The 17,981-nt window shown below is 39.2% G+C and carries 16 protein-coding genes and 1 pseudogene; 7 read left to right on the top strand and 10 right to left on the bottom strand.

Going from position 1 to position 17,981, the window contains the following annotated elements:
* Window positions 1-34 precede the first annotated feature (34 nt).
* The 3 genes from ABN080_RS08980 to glpT all read right to left on the bottom strand — a co-directional run bounded on the left by ABN080_RS08980 (window position 35) and on the right by glpT (window position 3,462).
* Window positions 35-592: a LemA family protein gene (locus tag ABN080_RS08980; protein ID WP_072069826.1), complete on the bottom strand. Its 558-nt coding sequence runs from the start codon at window positions 590-592 to the stop codon at window positions 35-37.
* A gap of 303 nt (window positions 593-895) precedes the next feature.
* Window positions 896-1,975: a glycerophosphodiester phosphodiesterase gene (gene glpQ, locus ABN080_RS08975; protein ID WP_072069825.1), complete on the bottom strand. Its 1,080-nt coding sequence runs from the start codon at window positions 1,973-1,975 to the stop codon at window positions 896-898.
* A gap of 134 nt (window positions 1,976-2,109) precedes the next feature.
* On the bottom strand, window positions 2,110-3,462 hold the full coding sequence (gene glpT / locus ABN080_RS08970) for a glycerol-3-phosphate transporter (RefSeq protein WP_349439272.1): 1,353 nt from the start codon (window positions 3,460-3,462) through the stop codon (window positions 2,110-2,112).
* 380 nt (window positions 3,463-3,842) lie between these two features.
* On the opposite strand from glpT, the gene glpA reads away from it, so the two are divergent.
* Genes glpA through glpC form a run of 3 tightly spaced genes read left to right on the top strand, consistent with a single transcriptional unit; the run spans window position 3,843 to window position 7,988 of the window.
* Window positions 3,843-5,501 (top strand): anaerobic glycerol-3-phosphate dehydrogenase subunit A, encoded by a 1,659-nt coding sequence (gene glpA, locus ABN080_RS08965; RefSeq protein ID WP_176694719.1) that lies wholly within the window; start codon window positions 3,843-3,845, stop codon window positions 5,499-5,501.
* Entirely contained in the window at window positions 5,491-6,798 is a 1,308-nt protein-coding gene (gene glpB, locus ABN080_RS08960; RefSeq protein WP_349440859.1) for a glycerol-3-phosphate dehydrogenase subunit GlpB, read from the top strand. Before glpA ends, glpB begins: the two co-directional genes overlap by 11 nt.
* Window positions 6,795-7,988: an anaerobic glycerol-3-phosphate dehydrogenase subunit GlpC gene (glpC, locus tag ABN080_RS08955; protein WP_349440858.1), complete on the top strand. Its 1,194-nt coding sequence runs from the start codon at window positions 6,795-6,797 to the stop codon at window positions 7,986-7,988. Before glpB ends, glpC begins: the two co-directional genes overlap by 4 nt.
* A 190-nt stretch (window positions 7,989-8,178) precedes the next feature.
* On the opposite strand, the gene ABN080_RS08950 is transcribed toward glpC, so the two are convergent.
* Entirely contained in the window at window positions 8,179-9,324 is a 1,146-nt protein-coding gene (locus tag ABN080_RS08950) for a phosphoenolpyruvate-utilizing N-terminal domain-containing protein (RefSeq protein WP_349440857.1), read from the bottom strand.
* Between the two features lie 59 nt (window positions 9,325-9,383).
* Window positions 9,384-10,487, bottom strand: a complete 1,104-nt coding sequence (locus ABN080_RS08945; protein WP_349439270.1) for a glycerol dehydrogenase — start codon at window positions 10,485-10,487, stop codon at window positions 9,384-9,386.
* Between the two features lie 196 nt (window positions 10,488-10,683).
* Between ABN080_RS08945 and ABN080_RS18235 the strand changes: the two genes are divergently transcribed.
* Window positions 10,684-11,184 carry a hypothetical protein gene (locus ABN080_RS18235; protein ID WP_502935111.1) on the top strand — a complete coding sequence of 167 codons (501 nt, stop codon included), beginning with the start codon at window positions 10,684-10,686 and terminating at the stop codon, window positions 11,182-11,184.
* Window positions 11,185-11,228: 44 nt separating this feature from the next.
* Here ABN080_RS18235 and ABN080_RS08935 read toward each other — a convergent pair whose 3' ends face one another.
* Window positions 11,229-11,900 (bottom strand): 7-cyano-7-deazaguanine/7-aminomethyl-7-deazaguanine transporter, encoded by a 672-nt coding sequence (locus ABN080_RS08935; RefSeq protein WP_349440855.1) that lies wholly within the window; start codon window positions 11,898-11,900, stop codon window positions 11,229-11,231.
* Window positions 11,901-12,105: 205 nt separating this feature from the next.
* Between ABN080_RS08935 and tusA the strand changes: the two genes are divergently transcribed.
* A complete protein-coding gene (tusA, locus tag ABN080_RS08930; protein ID WP_069368408.1) occupies window positions 12,106-12,360 on the top strand; it encodes a sulfurtransferase TusA in 255 nt (84 codons plus the stop codon).
* Window positions 12,361-12,449: 89 nt separating this feature from the next.
* Here the strand turns inward: tusA and ABN080_RS08925 are convergent, their stop codons facing one another.
* Window positions 12,450-14,834 (bottom strand): zinc/cadmium/mercury/lead-transporting ATPase, encoded by a 2,385-nt coding sequence (locus tag ABN080_RS08925; RefSeq protein ID WP_349440854.1) that lies wholly within the window; start codon window positions 14,832-14,834, stop codon window positions 12,450-12,452.
* Between the two features lie 180 nt (window positions 14,835-15,014).
* Window positions 15,015-15,641 (bottom strand): lysoplasmalogenase, encoded by a 627-nt coding sequence (locus ABN080_RS08920; protein ID WP_349439269.1) that lies wholly within the window; start codon window positions 15,639-15,641, stop codon window positions 15,015-15,017.
* 147 nt (window positions 15,642-15,788) lie between these two features.
* On the opposite strand from ABN080_RS08920, the gene ABN080_RS08915 reads away from it, so the two are divergent.
* A complete protein-coding gene (locus tag ABN080_RS08915) occupies window positions 15,789-16,175 on the top strand; it encodes a DUF2500 family protein (protein ID WP_349440853.1) in 387 nt (128 codons plus the stop codon).
* Between the two features lie 80 nt (window positions 16,176-16,255).
* On the opposite strand, the gene ABN080_RS08910 is transcribed toward ABN080_RS08915, so the two are convergent.
* Window positions 16,256-16,552, bottom strand: coding sequence for a DUF1145 family protein (locus ABN080_RS08910; RefSeq protein WP_072069814.1), 297 nt, complete (start codon window positions 16,550-16,552; stop codon window positions 16,256-16,258).
* Window positions 16,553-16,569: 17 nt separating this feature from the next.
* Entirely contained in the window at window positions 16,570-17,154 is a 585-nt protein-coding gene (gene rsmD, locus ABN080_RS08905; RefSeq protein WP_196554867.1) for a 16S rRNA (guanine(966)-N(2))-methyltransferase, read from the bottom strand.
* A gap of 228 nt (window positions 17,155-17,382) precedes the next feature.
* On the opposite strand from rsmD, the pseudogene ABN080_RS08900 reads away from it, so the two are divergent.
* A pseudogene (locus tag ABN080_RS08900) lies at window positions 17,383-17,981 on the top strand (signal recognition particle-docking protein FtsY); the annotation flags it as partial.

Raw genomic sequence — 17,981 nt, 5'->3', positions numbered from 1 at the left:
TAACCTATCCTTAATGCGGTTATTTAAATTGCTGTCATTTAAAATGAATACCATCAAATTTCATTTCTTCTTTTGGTATTTCTAGCAATTGCATACGTTCAAAGCGGAAAAGGCCAGCAATTAAGCTATCAGGAAACATCTCTATTGCGGTGTTGTAGTTGGTAGTTGCATCATTAAAGCCTTCACGGCGTTGAGCAATTTTATTTTCTACATCACTAACACCCGTTTGAAGTAATGCTAATTGTTCACCTGAAATTAACGTAGGATAATTTTCAGCAAGGGCAATCATGCCACGCAATGCGGTATTCATCTCATTTGATGCGCTGATTTTTTCATTAATATTTTGTGCTTTAAAGTAGCGTTGTCTTGCGTCGCTTAATGCAATAAATACACTTTTTTCGTGCTCCATGGCTTTTTCAGCTACAGCCATTAATTGAGGAATTTGGTCTGCTCGTTGTTTTAAAATAACGTCAATATTCGCAAATTGATTACTGACTTGGTTACGCGTCGCAATAAGACGATTATAAATTGAAATACCCCAACTAATAAAAAGAACGATAAGAACGAGTAAAATAATGGCCATTATTGTCATTGTGATCCCTTCTTTTAATCAATATTTAAGAAATGATAATAGCTAACTCAAAAAGTTATTTTGGTTTTTTAATTAAATTATTAGAGTAACTTAAAGAAAGATGAAGAAATATACAATCAGAAAGGGCGCAAATAGCCTACTCTTTCAAAAGAAAGAGTAAAATACTTGTCATACTTCAAGTTGCAGCGTTGTTGACGCCGTTTACTCGCGCTAGTCACATACTCATGTATGCTCCTAGCGTTTCGTTCACTTGTCGCCTAGCTGCACCTTGAATTATTTAGGACGCAAATAAAATACGATGAATTATTTGGCTTGTTTTTGTAAGAACTTAACCCCTAAATCAGGGAAGTCTGTAAAGACACCTTCAGCGCCTGCTTGGTTATAAATAATGTCGTAAAGCTGGTCACCATCTTTTGCGTATTTAGGAAGTTTATCAATACGAACAGTAAATGGATGAATGGTCAGTTTATTAGCATGGGCATCAGCAGACATACCGGTTAAGGTGATTTTTTCTGGCGTTGAGTTTTCTTCCACTAACATATGGTAATCAGGACCAATTCCATCAGCATAAGTGGCAATCTCTTTCATTGCACCCGGCTTAAACATCCATTCATAGCTGTAGTTTGTCCATGTGCCGTCGGGCTGTTTCTCATAAGTCTCATTCCAGTCGGTATAAGCAATTAACTGAACAAGTTTTAAGTCCATGCCCATTTTTGGCATCAATTCTGTTTTGATGCGTTTTAGGTCGTTAGCATCGAATGATTGCAGATAAACATTATCGGTTTTTTTCGTATAACCGTACTGTTTAAGCACTTCCAGTACTTTAGTGGTAATGTCTTTACCTTCTTGTTCATGGAACCAAGGGGCTTTAATTTCAGGGTAAATACCAATGTCTTGACCCGTAGATTTATTTAAACCTTGAATAAATTCAATTTCTTCTTGGAAGGTATGCACACGAAAATCAGATTTCCCCATCGGGAAACGATTTGGATAACTTTGGACTTTTTTACCGTCAACGATATCGAAGCCTTCGGTAAATTTCAGTCCTTTGATCTCTTCAAGCGTAAAGTCGATAGCATAGTAGCGACCGTCTTTTCTTGCTCTATCAGGGTAACGCTCAGCCACATCTGTTACACGATCAAGATAGTGGTCATGTAAGACAACCAATTCATTATCTTTGGTCATCACCAAGTCTTGTTCTAGATAATCTGCACCTTGCGCATACGCTAATGCTTTAGCAGGAAGCGTATGTTCAGGCAAGTAACCACTTGCACCACGGTGAGCGATAACGACTTTATCACTTGCCGCTTGTGCGATTGCACTTAAAGATAGAGTTAAAAGAACGCCTGCAACTAACGGTTTTAGTCTAAAAGATGTACTCATAAAGCTGCTCCATTTTAATTCTACGTACAATAATGTTATGTACAGTTGGCAATAAAAAAGCCACATCAAATAACGGATGTGGCTTGGTTTTTAGAGATGAGATTTAATCAATTTCATAAATAATCAGTTAGCGATTATTCGTACTTCTGAAGCATTTCACGTTTGTGTTTGGTTTCAGTAACCATCACGATAAGTAATAACACAACAGACAGTGCACTACCGCCGATCATGACCATAAAGCCGCCATCCCAGCCGAAGTAGTCAACGGTGTAACCTACGATAGCACTCGCTGCAACAGAACCACCTAAGTAACCGAATAGTCCAGTAAAGCCTGCTGCTGTACCTGCTGCTTTTTTCGGTGCGAGCTCAAGGGCATGTAGACCAATCAACATAACAGGGCCGTAGATTAAGAAACCGATGATTAACATACACGCCATATCAACATTCGGGTTACCCGCTGGGTTCATCCAGAATACGATAGTTGCGATAGTTACTAAGGTCATGAAGAATACACCTGTCGCACCACGGTTACCTTTAAACACTTTATCCGACATCCAACCACACAGCAGTGTGCCCGGAATACCTGCGTATTCGTATAAGAAGTAAGCCCATGATGATTTATCCATTGCAAAGTGTTTTACTTCACGCAGATAAGTCGGTGACCAGTCCAGCACGCCGTAGCGCAGCAAGTAAACGAACACGTTCGCAATCGCAATCATCCACAGAAGTTTGTTAGGGAACACATACTTCATAAAGATTTCTTTTGCAGTCAGTTCTTGTTCGTCAGTTTCTTTATAATCAGGTGGATAGTCGTTTTTGTACTCTTCAATTGAAGGTAAACCACATGATTGAGGGGTATCGCGCATTAATGCGAATGCAATCATAGCAACTAAGATCGCGGCAAATGCTGGCATATATAACGCTGCTTTCCAGTCGTTAAACCACGCCATACCTAATAAGAACAGTAATGGAGGTAAGCCACCGCCAACGTTATGTGCACAGTTCCAAATCGAAACGATACCGCCACGTTCTTTCTGTGACCACCAGTGCACCATGGTACGTCCACAAGGAGGCCAACCCATACCTTGGAACCAACCACAAAGGAACAACAGAACGAACATTATCATAATGCTCGAAGTTGCCCATGGTACAAAGCCCATAAATAGCATCACTAGAGACGCTAAAATAAGACCTGCTGGTAAGAAATAACGAGGGTTAGCACGGTCAGAGAATGAGCCCATGATAAACTTAGAGAAACCGTAAGCAATCGAGATCCCTGATAAAGCAAAACCTAGGTCACCTTTAGAAAACCCTTCTTCTACGAGGTAAGGCATTGCTAACGCAAAGTTTTTTCTTACTAAATAATAAGCAGCATAACCGAAGAAAATCCCCATAAAGATCTGCCAACGTAGGCGACGATAGACAGGATCTATCTGCTCTTTTGGCAAACGCGCTTTATGTGGCGCAGGTCTAAACAGACTTAACATATTAGCCTCCGATGGCTTTTATTTTAATATGTTGATATTAAATAATGACAAAACGAACAGTGAAATTATCAAAAAATTTTCTTTAACGAACTTAATAGTAAACTTATACAATCAAATTTACTGTGAGGTATTACTCAGTTGTCGAATAATTTTTCAAGATGTGCAATTTTGAGTGATATGTTAACTTTATCAAATACTTTTTGTTAAATAATTTGTGATTAGTATCACATATGTGGTTTTAATTTTTCACTCGTGAGCGTTTCTCTTTCGTTTTTGCTCATTATCAAACATTAACCACACTTTTTGTGTATCTTATACACTATAATTAACGCTAAAGAATAATTAAGCGTTTGCTGAATGTAATGTGAGAGGGCATCTCTATGATGAGCGGTTCACCAGTGACAGAAACAGATGTCATTATTATTGGCGGAGGAGCAACCGGTGCAGGCATGGCAAGAGACTGTGCACGCCGTGGATTACGTTGCGTTCTGCTAGAAAGACACGATATTGCAACCGGTGCAACCGGTCGAAATCATGGGTTGTTACACAGTGGTGCGCGTTATGCAGTAACCGATCCTGAGTCAGCGCGTGAGTGTATTGAAGAGAATATGATCTTAAAACGGGTCGCTCGTCATTGTGTAGAAAAGACGGATGGCCTTTTTATTACCCTACCTGAAGATTCTTTAGAGTTTCAACAGACTTTTATTCAATCTTGCCAAGCAGCAGGTATTGATGCTCAAGCGATTTCACCCGAAGAAGCTATTCGCTTAGAGCCTTCTGTTAACCCGAATTTAATCGGTGCAGTTAAAGTACCTGATGGCACAGTCGATCCTTTTCGTTTAACCGCGGCAAATATGTTAGATGCTCGCGAACATGGCGCACAAGTCCTGACTTATCATGAAGTCGTTGGCCTTATTCGTGAAGGTGACCGTGTTAAAGGTGTCAAAGTTTACGATCATCAAACGAAAAGAATGTATGAAATTCGCGCACAAATTGTGGCGAATGCTGGCGGTATTTGGGGACAAAAAATTGCTGAATACGGTGAATTAAAAGTTCGAATGTTCCCAGCAAAAGGTGCATTACTGATTTTAGGTCATCGCATTAACAATATGGTGATCAATCGTTGTCGTAAACCTGCAGATGCCGATATTTTAGTACCTGGCGATACGATTTCATTAATTGGTACAACTTCAACACGTGTACCTTACGATGAAATTGACAATATGTATGTCACTCCTGAAGAAGTCGATATTCTTATTCGTGAAGGTTCAATGTTAGCGCCAAAACTGGCTCAAACTCGAATTCTACGTGCTTATGCTGGTGTACGCCCTTTAGTGGCAAGTGATGATGATCCATCAGGCCGTAATGTTAGCCGTGGTATTGTTTTACTCGACCATGCGCAACGTGATGGATTAGAGGGCTTTATTACCATTACGGGCGGTAAATTAATGACTTACCGTTTAATGGCCGAATGGGCGACAGATAAAATATGTGAGAAATTAAATGTCTCTGCGAAATGTACCACTGCAGAAGAGGCATTACCTGGCTCTCGCCAATCTGCGGAGCAAGCATTACGTAGCGTTGTTTCATTACCTGCACCAATTCGTGGTTCAGCGGTTTATCGCCATGGTGATTTAGCGAATAAATTACTGAGCAATGAACGTATTGATAAAAGCTTAGTATGCGAATGTGAAGCGGTAACAGCGGCCGAAGTTCGCTATGCGGTTAACTCTTTAACAGTTAATAACTTACTTGATTTGCGTCGTCGTACTCGTGTGGGTATGGGAACTTGCCAAGGTGAACTTTGTGCTTGTCGTGCTGCTGGATTATTAAACCGTTTACAAGTTACTACTCCTCACGAATCAGAGCAGCAACTTGCTCATTTCTTGAATGAGCGTTGGAAAGGTATTCGACCAATTGCTTGGGGCAATGCATTACGTGAAAGTGAGTTTACCAGTTGGGTTTATCAAGGTTTATGTGGTTTAGATGCAGATATGATTGAAAAAACAGCTTCAGCGGAGGCAGATAATGAAATTTGACGTCATCATTATAGGTAGCGGACTGGCAGGGTTAACTGCGGGTATTCGTCTTGCCGAAGCCGGTAAGTCTTGTGCAATCATTAGTAATGGTCAAAGTGCGTTGCATTTTTCATCAGGTTCACTGGATTTATTAACTCATCTTCCTGATGGAACAGCGGTGACTCAGCCTAAAAAAGCTCTGGCAACGTTAGCAGAGTTAGCGCCAAAACACCCTTATAGCCGTATTGGTGAAATTCAAGTTTCAACTTTAATTGAACAAGCTCAGGCATTGTTGGCAAGTACAAGTGGTCTTGAGTATCAAGGTAGTGGTGATGAAAACCATTATCGTATTACGCCAGTAGGGCGCTCTCGTATGAGTTGGATGAGTCCAAAGCGAGTTCCTATTCATGGTATTGATAAAGCATTACCATGGAAAAAGTTGGCCGTGGTAGGAATTGAAGGTTTCTTAGATTTTCAACCTCAATTTGCAAGCAATACGCTTAATGAGCAAGGTGTTGAAGCAATTCCTTATCATATCCACTTACCGTTATTAGATAGATTGCGTGATAATCCAAGTGAATTTAGAGCAGTTAATATTGCGCGTTATTTAGATAAACCTGAAAACACACAAGCGTTAGCTGACGAACTGAAAAAACATGTTGATGACAGTGCTGAGGCGATTATTTTACCTGCATGTATTGGGCTTGATGCTGAAGAGCCTGTGACATTACTGCAACAGTTAGTAGGTAAACCGATTTGTCTATTACCAACATTGCCACCTTCTCTATTAGGAATTCGTCTACATCAAGCATTAAAACTGCGTTTTCAAAAAGCGGGCGGTTTAATTATGCCAGGTGATCGCGCAGAGGAAGTTGACTTAGTGGGTAACACTGTTACAGGCGTTCACACTAGAAATCACACTGATATTCCTATTCGTAGTGAGCATGTGGTATTAGCAACGGGTAGTTTTTTCAATAATGGCTTAATTGCCGAGTTCGATCGTGTTTATGAGCCTTTAATGGAGCTGGATTTGTTAGAGGCATTACCTCGTAATGAGTGGACGCAAGAGAATGTCTTTGCGAAACAGCCCTATATGCGCTTTGGTGTTAATACCGATAGCCAATTAAGGCCCATGAAATATGGTGAAGTATTAGACAATGTCTATGCTGTGGGTGCTGTGTTAGGTGGATTTGATCCACTAAATGAAGGTTGTGGTGCTGGTGTTTCAATGATTAGTGCTCTTTATGCCGCGCAACAAATTTTACAGCATCATAAATCAGAACAGACCACATCTGCGGTTGTGGAGGCAGCACAATGAGTTTACAAGATAACAGTTTTGAAGCTTGCATTAAGTGTACAGTTTGTACAACTTACTGCCCAGTTGCAAAAGTGAATCCACTTTATCCTGGTCCTAAACAAGCAGGCCCTGATGGTGAGCGTTTACGCTTAAAAGATCCGATGCTTTATGATGAAGCATTGAAATATTGCACTAACTGTAAGCGTTGTGAAGTCGCATGTCCGTCAGATGTAAAAATTGGTGATATCATTTCGCGAGCGAAACTGAACTACAATACCAAAACACCTAAAATTCGTGATGCTATTTTAAGTCATACGGATTTAATGGGAACATTATCCACGCCAATGGCGCCGATAGTAAATACTATTACCGGATTAAAACCAGTCCGTAAAATCTTGGATAAAGCGCTTAAAATCGACCATCGTCGTGAATTACCAAAATACTCTTTTGGTACATTTAGAACATGGATGAAAAAACAAGTTGAAGAGCAGGCACGCTTTAAAGATCAAGTTGCTTTCTTCCATGGTTGTTATGCTAACTATAACCACCCACAATTAGGGAAAGATTTAGTTAAAGTATTCAACAAAATGGATATTGGTGTTCAGTTATTAAAACGTGAAAAATGCTGTGGTGTTGCATTAATTGCGAATGGTTTTGTTAAACAAGCCAAAAAACAAGCCGCTGTGAACCTTGAATCTCTGACAGAAAAAATTGTTGAAAACAATATTCCTGTTGTTGCAACATCATCAACCTGTACTTTCACTATTCGTGATGAGTATGAACATATCCTTGATGTTGATACATCAAAAGTACGTGAAAATATCGAATTAGCGACACGTTATATTTATCGCTTACTGGAAGATGGCCGTGAATTACCACTGAAACATACCCCGTTAAAAGTGGCATATCACACGCCTTGTCATATGGAAAAAATGGGATGGACGGCATATTCCATTGATTTAATTAAACGTATCCCTGGTGTTGAGGTGATTGTTCTTGATTCTCAATGCTGTGGTATCGCCGGAACTTATGGTTTTAAATCTGAAAACTACGATGTTGCTCAAGGTATTGGGGCGGGCTTATTCCGTCAAATTGAAGAGAGTGGATGTGATATCGTTATTACAGACTGCGAAACCTGTAAATGGCAAATTGAGATGTCAACAACGAAAAAATGTGAGCACCCCATTAGTTTATTGGCAAGAGCATTATAAGTATTGCCTATCCGATAATAAAAAAGTAATTGATTACTAAGATAACAAGCAACTAGGGAGTAAAAGAGGATCTTTTATTCCCTTTTTTTATTTTTAATAAAAAAACATGTGAAATATAAGAATATAAGAAAATAAGGAAATTAAATAACCTGATATTGTGGAGCACAGGTTATTTAAATATTTTTATTTTTTAATGAGAGATATAGGTATTTTGGTAAAGCCAAATATTTTGGACTTTTTTAAGTGTGATATTTTGCCCATTAGTCAGCGATAATGCCTGTTTTCCGGCCTCATTAATAATGGGGATATCTAATGCATTTGCTAATAAAGTTGTGTTAGATAGTGGATTCCCATGGCTTAATAAAATTCCTTTAATTCTATGGGTATCAAGTGCAATTAATGTGGAGGGATGAAGTTGTTTTGTCACTAGAATAGCATTTGGATAGGGAGGCGGCGTCATTGGTGGTGGTGCTGACGTCAAATAGCGCAGTAATCGAGATAAAATATCATCTAAATCACTTTCTCTGGCACGCATATTATCATCATCCATTTGCGCATAAGTATCTATTAAATCAATAAATGTCTGTTGTAGGGCAAACTCAGCATTACAGTGATGTTTACTTATCATGCTACACACTGTTAGTTGTAATTCTGCATTTTCTAATAAGAAACGATGACTAGAAAAAATATGAGTATATTGCTCGCCAATCTTGCGATAGGTTTCTTCGGTTAACCAGTCTATATCCTTTTTGGAGCGCTCAATGGCTTTTACGAGACGTTTTTGCTCTTCAAGTAATAAGTGAGCGGATATTTCTTTACGAGGGATCACGAAACGATGATAAGGGTATAGCCAAACAGGTGCGGTTATAGTTCTGACAGGTTCGTAATTAGTATTTTTGGGGTGAATGTTAAAGTTAGGGAGATTTTCTCCTAATTGAAGTTTCTTTATTGTAATGGTTTTATGTGCTGCTTTTTCTGCTTCTTCAAGAGAAGCGCCGAGCGCAATGCTATTGGCTGCAGCTAGTGTTCCCTCAACAATAGGGGCAGAGCTTAATGCGACGTTAGCTGCAATGGCATGCTCTAGATTCGCGATTGCAAGTGCGGCATTTTGCGCTGAATGATAAGTATCAAGTAAAACGAGTACACCTTGTTCGCTATAACACTTTTTGATTGCTGTGAGTATAGTTTCTGGAGATACTTCATTTGTGAGATCTAAAGGTGTTTGATAATTGGTCGCAATGGCAATTTTTACTTGGCGATCTACAGTCTGATTAACGAGTTCTTTAATACCATTGGCAAGCGTAAGGCTCTTTGAAACTAATACGATACTGACCATAAAGCACCCTTTTTTGTAAATGCAAACAGGGAGATAAACACTCCCTGTTTACTCAGGCTTTAATAAAGCCATTCCCGTCCTAATTGGTCGGCAGTTAAAATTGCAGCGTAAACTTTATCTGAATCAACATCAAATGGCATGTTGTAAATTGTCTCACCTTCAGCACAACTTAACTCAGCAACCGCCATAATTTTTTCATTTAATTCATCGCCTGTTGCGTTGATACCCAACTCTTCTAAAGTGACCGGTAATCCCACTAAAATACAAAAGTCGAGAAATTCTTCTAACTCTTCTAATGGGCTATTTTCTAACACTAATTGCACTAATGTACCAAAGGCAACTTTTTCGCCATGATACATATGGTGACACTCTTCTAGCGCAGTAAATCCATTATGAATAGCATGAGCAGCAGCAAGGCCTGCACTTTCGAAACCAATACCACTTAGAAATGTATTGGCTTCGATAATATTTTCGACTGCCGTTGTACAAACACCTCGGCTTACTGCAAGTTTTGCTTTATAGCCATCCTCTAAAAGGGTGTTATAGCAAAGTTCAGCTAAAGCAAGCGCTGCAAGTGTTGATTTACCACCTGCCATGGTTTGTTTTTGTGCGTTGCTACAGGCTCTTGCTTCAAAGTAAGTTGCTAAAGCATCACCCATACCTGCAACTAATAAACGGGCAGGCGCAGAAGCGATAACATTGGTATCCATAACAACCACATCAGGGTTGGTTGGGTAAAATAGATAGCTATCGAATGCACCGAGCTCTGTATAAATGACAGAAAGGGCACTGGTTGGCGCATCAGTGGAGGCAATGGTAGGGGATATCACGACAGGGAGCTGGCATTTATAAGCAACAGCCTTGGCGGTATCGAGTGTTTTACCACCACCAACGCCGATGATCACAAGCGAGGCTTGTGCTTTTGCGAGTTCAGATAACCGATTGATTTCGTTGTGTGTGCATTCACCATTAAACAGTTCGAAATGCCCATTTACTTCGTATTGAGACAGACTGTCTTTAACGGTACTCCCGACTAACTCCATGACAAATTTATCGGCAATAATCAGTGCTCTATCGCCAAAAGGTTTCGCATATTTACCAATATGGTACAACGCATCAGGCCCTTGAATATATTTAGAGGGAGATTGAATAACTTTTAACATAATAGACTCCTACTGTTTATTGGTGAAACGAGAGAAAATCTGTATGTGATGTATTAATGCGTGAGTGACAATAATACTCTTATTGTCTCTCCATCATACTTGATATGCTGTGATATTAATTAAGAATATAAATATTTTAATAAAAATAGTACGTTCATTGAAAAATAGGCTTTTTTTGTATGAAAAATTATTTTAAATAAAAAATAATATTGGCGTATTCGTCAATATTTATATTAGAAGGTTTTATGAATCAATAACTGTTCAAGGACATGGCGCTCCATTTTTTGCTCATTTAGATAAGTTAACTACTACTATTAATAATAGTAAAATAGATATTCAATATTCTCCGCGATCTGTTTTAACTGGTTCGATGAAAGATCATGCTATCGTAATAAATAAACATATATCTACAATATCTAATACGTCTTCCATTTTGACAATGATATCTTGTTATAGTGCTAAGGGCGGACGATATTCCAGTGCGCAATATATGGCAGATCGTTTGAATACAAAAGTGATTGGATTTAAAGGTAAAGTAAATAAAACAAGAACGGCGACATTATCCTGTGACAGTGAAAGTAAAACATTCACACCTCAAACATCATTGTTAGCAAAAGCTATTACATCAATTGGTTATAAGGTGGGATATACATACACAAAATGTCGATTGTATTTAAAAAATCAAATAAGCAGATGATTAACTTATCCTCTCATTCTCAATAGAGAGAATGAGAGGATTTATTAGTGAACTTCCACGTAATCTTGTTTTTGATTTTCTTGTGCGAAAAAGTGACGCAAAATAAAATTCAACAAAACACCATATGCAGGCAAGAAGAACAGCATACAAATGGTCAATTTAAACACATAGTCAACCAATGCAATTTCTACCCAATTCGCCGCCATAAATGCGTCTGTACTACGGTAAAAGGCAATAAAGAAGAAGGCGAGAGTGTCGAGTAAATTACCAAAGAACATGGCTGCACTAGGTGCAACCCACCATTTTTGTTGTTGTCTTAAACGATTAAAGACAGACACATCCATTATTTGACCTAACACATAAGCCATAAAGCTTGCTGTTGCGATCCTTGCCACCATGATGTTGAAATCAGTGAGTGAGGCAAAGCCTTGCCAACTTCCTTGGAAAAAGAGCGTTGAGATCAGGTAAGAAATCGCTAATGCAGGGAGCATAACAGCGGTAATAATGCGTCTGGCAAGTGGTGCGCCATAAATACGAACCGTTAAATCTGTTGCCAGAAAAATAAACGGAAAAGTAAAGGCACCCCAAGTGGTATGGAAACCAAAAATGGAGATAGGTAACTGCACAAGATAGTTACTGGATGTAATTATCAGGATGTGGAACAAAGAAAGCCATAATAGCGCCACCGCTTTTTGGCGGGGAGTAAACGTATACATAAATTGTACCTTTTTAGTGATTGGGGTGAGGGAACCCAATAAAACAGTGATTTATCTCTTCAATGAGAGGATGCGCATAATACGCCTGTTGCGCAACAAAAGCAAAGGTTAGAGGGAATACCTTTGTGCTTAATGTGCCGTGATGTGAACACGAAAGAGAGATATAATAATGGCATCTGTCAGTGTAAGAAAAATGGTTAATAGAATGAATGCTCAATTTGACGATGCAACTAAAACATTAGATACGCTAGGCCTACGTTGCCCTGAGCCAGTAATGTTAGTGCGTAAAACCATAAGAAATATGGCATTAGGTGAGACACTTTTAGTGATTGCGGATGATCCTGCCACAGTGCGTGATATTCCCGGCTTTTGCCGTTTTATGGAACATGATTTATTAAATCAAGAGACTGAATCTGCACCTTATCGCTATTTGATCCGTAAAAAAGAGAGCAATCTGTAATTTATGCCGTAAATGTTGCTTAACTTCACGCTAAAAAATAACCCAAACTCCAGATTAACTGAGGTTTGGGTTTTGTTATTTTAGCGAGCTTACTCTTTATTTGAGGCGTTAATTTTTACTCTTAACAGCCTTACCGCATTAGCGGTAACAAGTGCTGTTGCGCCTGAATCTGCAAGAACTGCAACCCAAAGCCCAGTTATACCTAATAAGCTGGTCACTAAGAATATGGCTTTTAAGCCCAGTGCTATTGTAATATTTTCACGAATAATTTTACGAGTAGCACGAGATAGTTTAATAATTTCAGGCAAGCCCGTTAAACGGTTATGCGTCAAAGCAGCATCAGCAGTTTCAAGCGCAACGTCAGTACCGCTTCCCATTGCAACACCAATGGTTGCCGCCTTCATTGCGGGTGCGTCATTGATACCATCGCCCACCATCATGGTGTTATGTGTTTTGCTGATTTCCATTACTGAAGTGACTTTATCTTCAGGTAGTAATCCTGCTCGGAAATCCATACCTAGTTTTTTCGCAATAGCCGCGGCTGCTCTTGGATTATCACCCGTTAGCATTACGGCATTGATATTCATCTCTTTCAATAACTTCATTGATTCGACAGCATCATTGCGTAAGGTATCTTGCATAGCAATAACACCAATAAGCTGACTCTCTTTTAATACAACAACAACGGTTTTGCCTTCGTCTTCAAGACGTGCAACTTCTTGTTGCCACTGAGAAGAGAGTGACGTGGCTTCTGATAACTGCGAAGGCGCACTCACTAGAATATGTTGGCTATTTAAATAACCTTCAATTCCTTTGCCCGCTAAAGCTTTGCGATCTTCAGCTTCAACAACAAGTACACCGTTTTCTTGCGCCTTATTGATAATAGCTTTTGCTAATGGGTGATGAGAGCCAATTTCTACGGATGATGCAAAAGTTAGGATATCTTTTTCATTAAATCCGGTTTCAGCTACAACATCAGTAACTTGAGGTTTCCCTTCTGTTAATGTGCCAGTTTTATCTAGTGCGACAGTATTAACTGTACCTAATTGTTCTAATGCTGCGCCACCTTTGATCAGTGCTCCGCGCTTAGTTGCTGCCGCTAATGCTGAAGTAATTGCTGCGGGTGTTGAGATAACTAAAGCACAAGGACAACCAATCAGTAATAGCGTTAAGCCGCGATAAATCCATGTTTCCCAAGGTTGTGAGAACAACAGTGGTGGAACAATAATAACCAGCGCAGAGAACAGCATAATCGCAGGTGTATAGTAACGGCTAAAGCGGTCAATAAAGCGTTCAATTGGGGCTCTGCGCTCTTCAGCTTCTTCAATCAATTGCAAAATACGGTCAATAGCATTTTGCCCTTGTTCAGATACCACTTTCATTTGGACGGATCTATCAACAGATAAACAACCAGCTGCCACTTTTTCGCCTTGTAAACGCTCTACTGGTACGGATTCACCCGTTAATGCACTTTCATCAAAACTTGCAAATGGACTGACTAATTCTGCATCCGTTGGCAACCGAGAACCTGGGGCAATTTCGATAATATCGCCAGGGCGAAGTTGCGCAACAGGAACTGTTTGTTTTTTGCCGTCTTTGACTAATGTTGCTTCTTCTGGCACTAGTGCCATTAATGCACTTACACCACGACGAGCTCGGCCTGCAGCGTAAGACTCTAACATTTCGCCAATCATAAACAGCAAAATAACCATTGCTGCTTCTTCGGTAGCATTAATAAATAGTGCACCAATTGCAGCAACGCTCATTAATGTTTCGATAGCAAATGGTGTGCCACTGCGAATAAGTTGTAAGGACTTTTTCACAATGGGGAATAAACCAATTAAGGTTGTTGCAATAAAGGCTGCGCGACCTGCTTGAGGATCAATAAATTCAGTACCCCAGCTAATCACCATTAAAAGTGCCAAGACAATGACAAATGAACTTTCTTTTAAGAAGCTTTGTTTAGCGACTTTTTGAGATTGGGGTGAGGAGAGGTCAAAAAGCTCAAAGCCTGCACTGTTAATTGCAGCAATGACATCAGCACGTAAATCACTATCCGCATCAACAACCAGTTTTTCAGTGGCAAAAAGCACTTTTGCTTGTTTTACACCTGTGACTTTGAGTGCCGCGGTTTCAATTTTTTGAGCGCAACTTGGGCAATCCATTCCTTGTACTTTCCAGCTAAAGCGTTGCTGTGCAACTTTTTCTGGCTCAATGTTAGAAACAGGGGCGTTGATATCACAGCTTCCATGAGCATGGTTATGCCCATCATGGCTATGATCATGTTCGTGGGAGTGTCCGTGGTGATGCTCATCCTCGCATTCAGGATCACTTTTATCTATCTTGGTATGAGAATGCCCGCTTTCAGTATGTGAGTGCGTACTATTCTCTGAGTGGCCTGAACAGCATTGAGAACTTGAGCAACAAGCATCGGTATGTTTATGATTATCGTGTTGATGAGCATGTTTAGACATAACTGGCTCTCCTTGTTCAACGAAGTAAAGTTCTAAAGACATTTATTTGATAAGCACTTTACAGCTTGGAGTAGAGTCCAGAGTCAAGGTATGTGACAGAAAATAATTGGCAAAAAGTGCGAATTAAATTAGAAATCTAACCCCTTGATTTAAAGATTTAAATCAAGGGGTTGATGAAAACTAAAGGAATAAGGCTCTAACAATAAAGAAATGCCCAATAAAATAACAGGCACTGACAAGCCCTTTAGAAGCCGAAAATGAGAAGCGGAAGCGGTTGATTAGCCATATTGAGTAAGCAATCACTAACAATAATGAACCTATCATCACTGATAAGTTGTAATCATTGCTTAAGTAGAAAAATTTTTCACCAGCAATCCAAAACATAGCAAATGCAGCTAATAAAGTTAGAGAGGCTGGAATGGCTAATTTATCGAGCTTAGTCCAAACAATAGCTAGAATGATAATGAAAGCAAGAATAACGAATCCAAGCAAAGGAAGATAAAACGAGAGCTGTAATGGTAGTAAAAAACTCACCATATAAAGTATGTAGCTTAGAAAAATCAATGCGAAAGACGGTAGTAAATACTTACCATCAAATATTCTTAGGACATCAGAAAGTAGTGTTGCTAATAACGCACCGACAATCAGGTAACTATTAATATTGTGTTCAGGAACTTGCCATGCCCAAAGTAACAAAAGAAGTAGCGTGATAGGACGGAATAACCATCGTTGCCAATTCGGCCCACGATATGCTGCATCAATATAAAGCCATCCTGAGAATAATACTGCGAGAAAAGGCCAACTCATAATATCTTCCTTATATTCAGAACTGTTTTATTATTCATAACAGAAAGCTTAATTTAAGAATAGCGGTTAATGACGAAACTGACAGACTTATTAAAATAATATAAAACACATTGTTTTTTAATCCATATAACGATAGGAATTAATGTAATGAATAAAGTAGCGATTATCGGTATTGCAGTACTGATCATTATTATCGCATCGGCAACTTATCGTTTTTTTGAGCAGCGAAAACAACGAATAAGTGACGATAACTCACCTGTAAAACTTTATATGGTTGAAGTCATTGATAAAAAAGAAATTGCGGCAAATGAACGACGCTCAAGAGAAAATGACGTGAATGGCCCAGAAACAATTTATTATTATCAAGTAACCTTTCGTTTAACCACTGATGAACGTAAAGATTTGGTCTTGAATATTGATAAATCATCTTATCAAAATATAGAACCTGAAATGAAAGGACGTTTGTTTATGCAGGGCAGTCGTTTTGTACAATTTGAAACAGATATGCCAATCGATGAGCAAAATAATAAATAAGCGAAAGTGTTTATAAGATTGGCAACCTCTGGGGTTGATGGGTAACCCCAGATAATTGCGAGGATATACGAAGATGACAGTTATTGTTTCGTTTTATTTTTCTGTTTTTCTTCGTATTCTTTTCGTAGCTCTTTTTGTATTTTTAATAATTCAAAAATACCAAAGAAGAAAATACGAAATTGTAATCCAGTGGAAGGTTTTTGATCTTTAGGTTGACCTGCTTTATACATGACAATTTGTAAACCATGCATAATTACCATAAAAATCAATGCAATATCCATAAAGTATTTTAATGGCTTAGGAAAAGGGGAAATAATATTTAAAAATAGAAAGCCCCAAACACCGACCATTAAAAGTCGGCCAAAAAAGATTAACATAACAACTCCATAAAAAATTAAGCAGATAAACTGCGAATATAAAGGCGATACGCAACTTGCCCAGCGATCTTCTCTCTATGCAATGTCCAATTGATTGGCAGTGTATAAGTCTGTGCTTTAACTTCTTCCTCAATATAAATATAGCAATCTTGTGCTAACCAACCGTTATTTTCTAATAATTGGACAGTGTCAGACAACATGCCTTTATGAAAAGGAGGATCTAAAAAAACCACATTATAAGGCGTGCCTTGTTTTGCGAGAAAGGATAATGCGCTGTCTTGAATAACATGTCCATTATCAGCATTTAGTAAGGCTAAATTTGCAGTAATTTGTTGAGCAACAGGGCGCTCATATTCGATAAAAGTCGTTTCACGAGCATAGCGAGAAAGGGCCTCAATTCCCAAGCCACCACTACCTGCAAAGCAGTCGAGACAGCGAGCATCTTGGATGATGGGCATAAGCCAATTAAAGAGCGTTTCTTTCACTCTATCGGTTGTTGGTCGTAATCCTTGACTATCGAGAACAGGAAGTTTACGACCACGCCATTTACCCCCAATTATTCTAATTTGTCCCATTGGGGCTTTTTGTGGTTTTTTGGCCATATTATTTTGATTTATATCGTTTAAACGTGATTTCTGGAGTGTCTTTTTGAATAAGGGATATGTGTCTATTGATATCTTGATGACTTCCCTTGATTTAATCCGGAATAATTTACCATAAAATTCGTATAAAAGATGCGTTTATCCATGATCAAATGATAGACTTCATTATTATTTTCAATATCGTCAATGTAATCGCGCCATGATTTAGTGCGAGGAGTTTAGTAGCTAATGGCAAAAGAAAAAAAAGGTTTTTTCTCGTGGCTCGGTTTTGGGCGTAACAAAGAAGAAAATATTGAGCAAGAGAAAGAACAGCAACGCTTAGAAGAAGAGCGTTTAGAAAAAGAACGTTTGGCAAAAGAAGCACAAGAAGAAGCTGTTCGCCAAGCAGAACTAAAAGCGGAGCAAGAACGTTTAGAAGTAGAGCGCCAAGAAGCGCAACGTGTTGTGCAAGATAGATTGGCACAGGAAGCCGAAAAACAACGTTTAGCACAAGAAAAAGCACAACGCCAAGCAGAAATAGATGCAGAACAAGTGCGTCTAGAAGCTGAGCATGCAGAACAAGCACGTCTGGTTCAAGAAGCACAAGCTCAACGTCTTGCGCAAGAAGCCGAAGCCCAGCGCCAAGCGGAGCTGAAAGCAGAGCAAGAGCGTTTAGAAGCACAACGTATCGAACAAGAGCGTCTGGTTCAAGAAGCACAAGCTCAACGTCTAGCGCAAGAAGCCGAAGCCCAGCGCCAAGCAGAGCAAGAACGTTTAGAAGCACAACGTATCGAACAAGAGCGTCTAGCTCAAGAAGCCGAAACTCAACGTTTAGCGCAAGAAGAAGC

This window comes from Proteus sp. fly-1089, from assembly GCF_040138965.1.
GTDB lineage: Bacteria > Pseudomonadota > Gammaproteobacteria > Enterobacterales > Enterobacteriaceae > Proteus > Proteus vulgaris_B.
Note: the sequence above shows the minus strand (reverse complement) of the source record. Positions and strands in the feature narration are given on the sequence as shown.

What these genes read in the sequence shown, in the direction of transcription:
- rsmD (WP_196554867.1), bottom strand. Translation starts at nt 17,154, where the DNA reads ATGGCCAAAAAACCACAAAAAGCCCCAATGGGACAAATTAGAATAATT.
- ABN080_RS08980 (WP_072069826.1), bottom strand. Translation starts at nt 592, where the DNA reads ATGACAATAATGGCCATTATTTTACTCGTTCTTATCGTTCTTTTTATT.
- ABN080_RS08910 (WP_072069814.1), bottom strand. Translation starts at nt 16,552, where the DNA reads ATGTTAATCTTTTTTGGCCGACTTTTAATGGTCGGTGTTTGGGGCTTT.
- glpT (WP_349439272.1), bottom strand. Translation starts at nt 3,462, where the DNA reads ATGTTAAGTCTGTTTAGACCTGCGCCACATAAAGCGCGTTTGCCAAAA.
- glpC (WP_349440858.1), top strand. Translation starts at nt 6,795, where the DNA reads ATGAGTTTACAAGATAACAGTTTTGAAGCTTGCATTAAGTGTACAGTT.
- glpA (WP_176694719.1), top strand. Translation starts at nt 3,843, where the DNA reads ATGATGAGCGGTTCACCAGTGACAGAAACAGATGTCATTATTATTGGC.
- tusA (WP_069368408.1), top strand. Translation starts at nt 12,106, where the DNA reads ATGAATGCTCAATTTGACGATGCAACTAAAACATTAGATACGCTAGGC.
- ABN080_RS08925 (WP_349440854.1), bottom strand. Translation starts at nt 14,834, where the DNA reads ATGTCTAAACATGCTCATCAACACGATAATCATAAACATACCGATGCT.
- ABN080_RS08950 (WP_349440857.1), bottom strand. Translation starts at nt 9,324, where the DNA reads ATGGTCAGTATCGTATTAGTTTCAAAGAGCCTTACGCTTGCCAATGGT.
- glpQ (WP_072069825.1), bottom strand. Translation starts at nt 1,975, where the DNA reads ATGAGTACATCTTTTAGACTAAAACCGTTAGTTGCAGGCGTTCTTTTA.
- ABN080_RS08920 (WP_349439269.1), bottom strand. Translation starts at nt 15,641, where the DNA reads ATGAGTTGGCCTTTTCTCGCAGTATTATTCTCAGGATGGCTTTATATT.
- ABN080_RS08945 (WP_349439270.1), bottom strand. Translation starts at nt 10,487, where the DNA reads ATGTTAAAAGTTATTCAATCTCCCTCTAAATATATTCAAGGGCCTGAT.
- ABN080_RS08915 (WP_349440853.1), top strand. Translation starts at nt 15,789, where the DNA reads ATGAATAAAGTAGCGATTATCGGTATTGCAGTACTGATCATTATTATC.
- ABN080_RS08935 (WP_349440855.1), bottom strand. Translation starts at nt 11,900, where the DNA reads ATGTATACGTTTACTCCCCGCCAAAAAGCGGTGGCGCTATTATGGCTT.
- glpB (WP_349440859.1), top strand. Translation starts at nt 5,491, where the DNA reads ATGAAATTTGACGTCATCATTATAGGTAGCGGACTGGCAGGGTTAACT.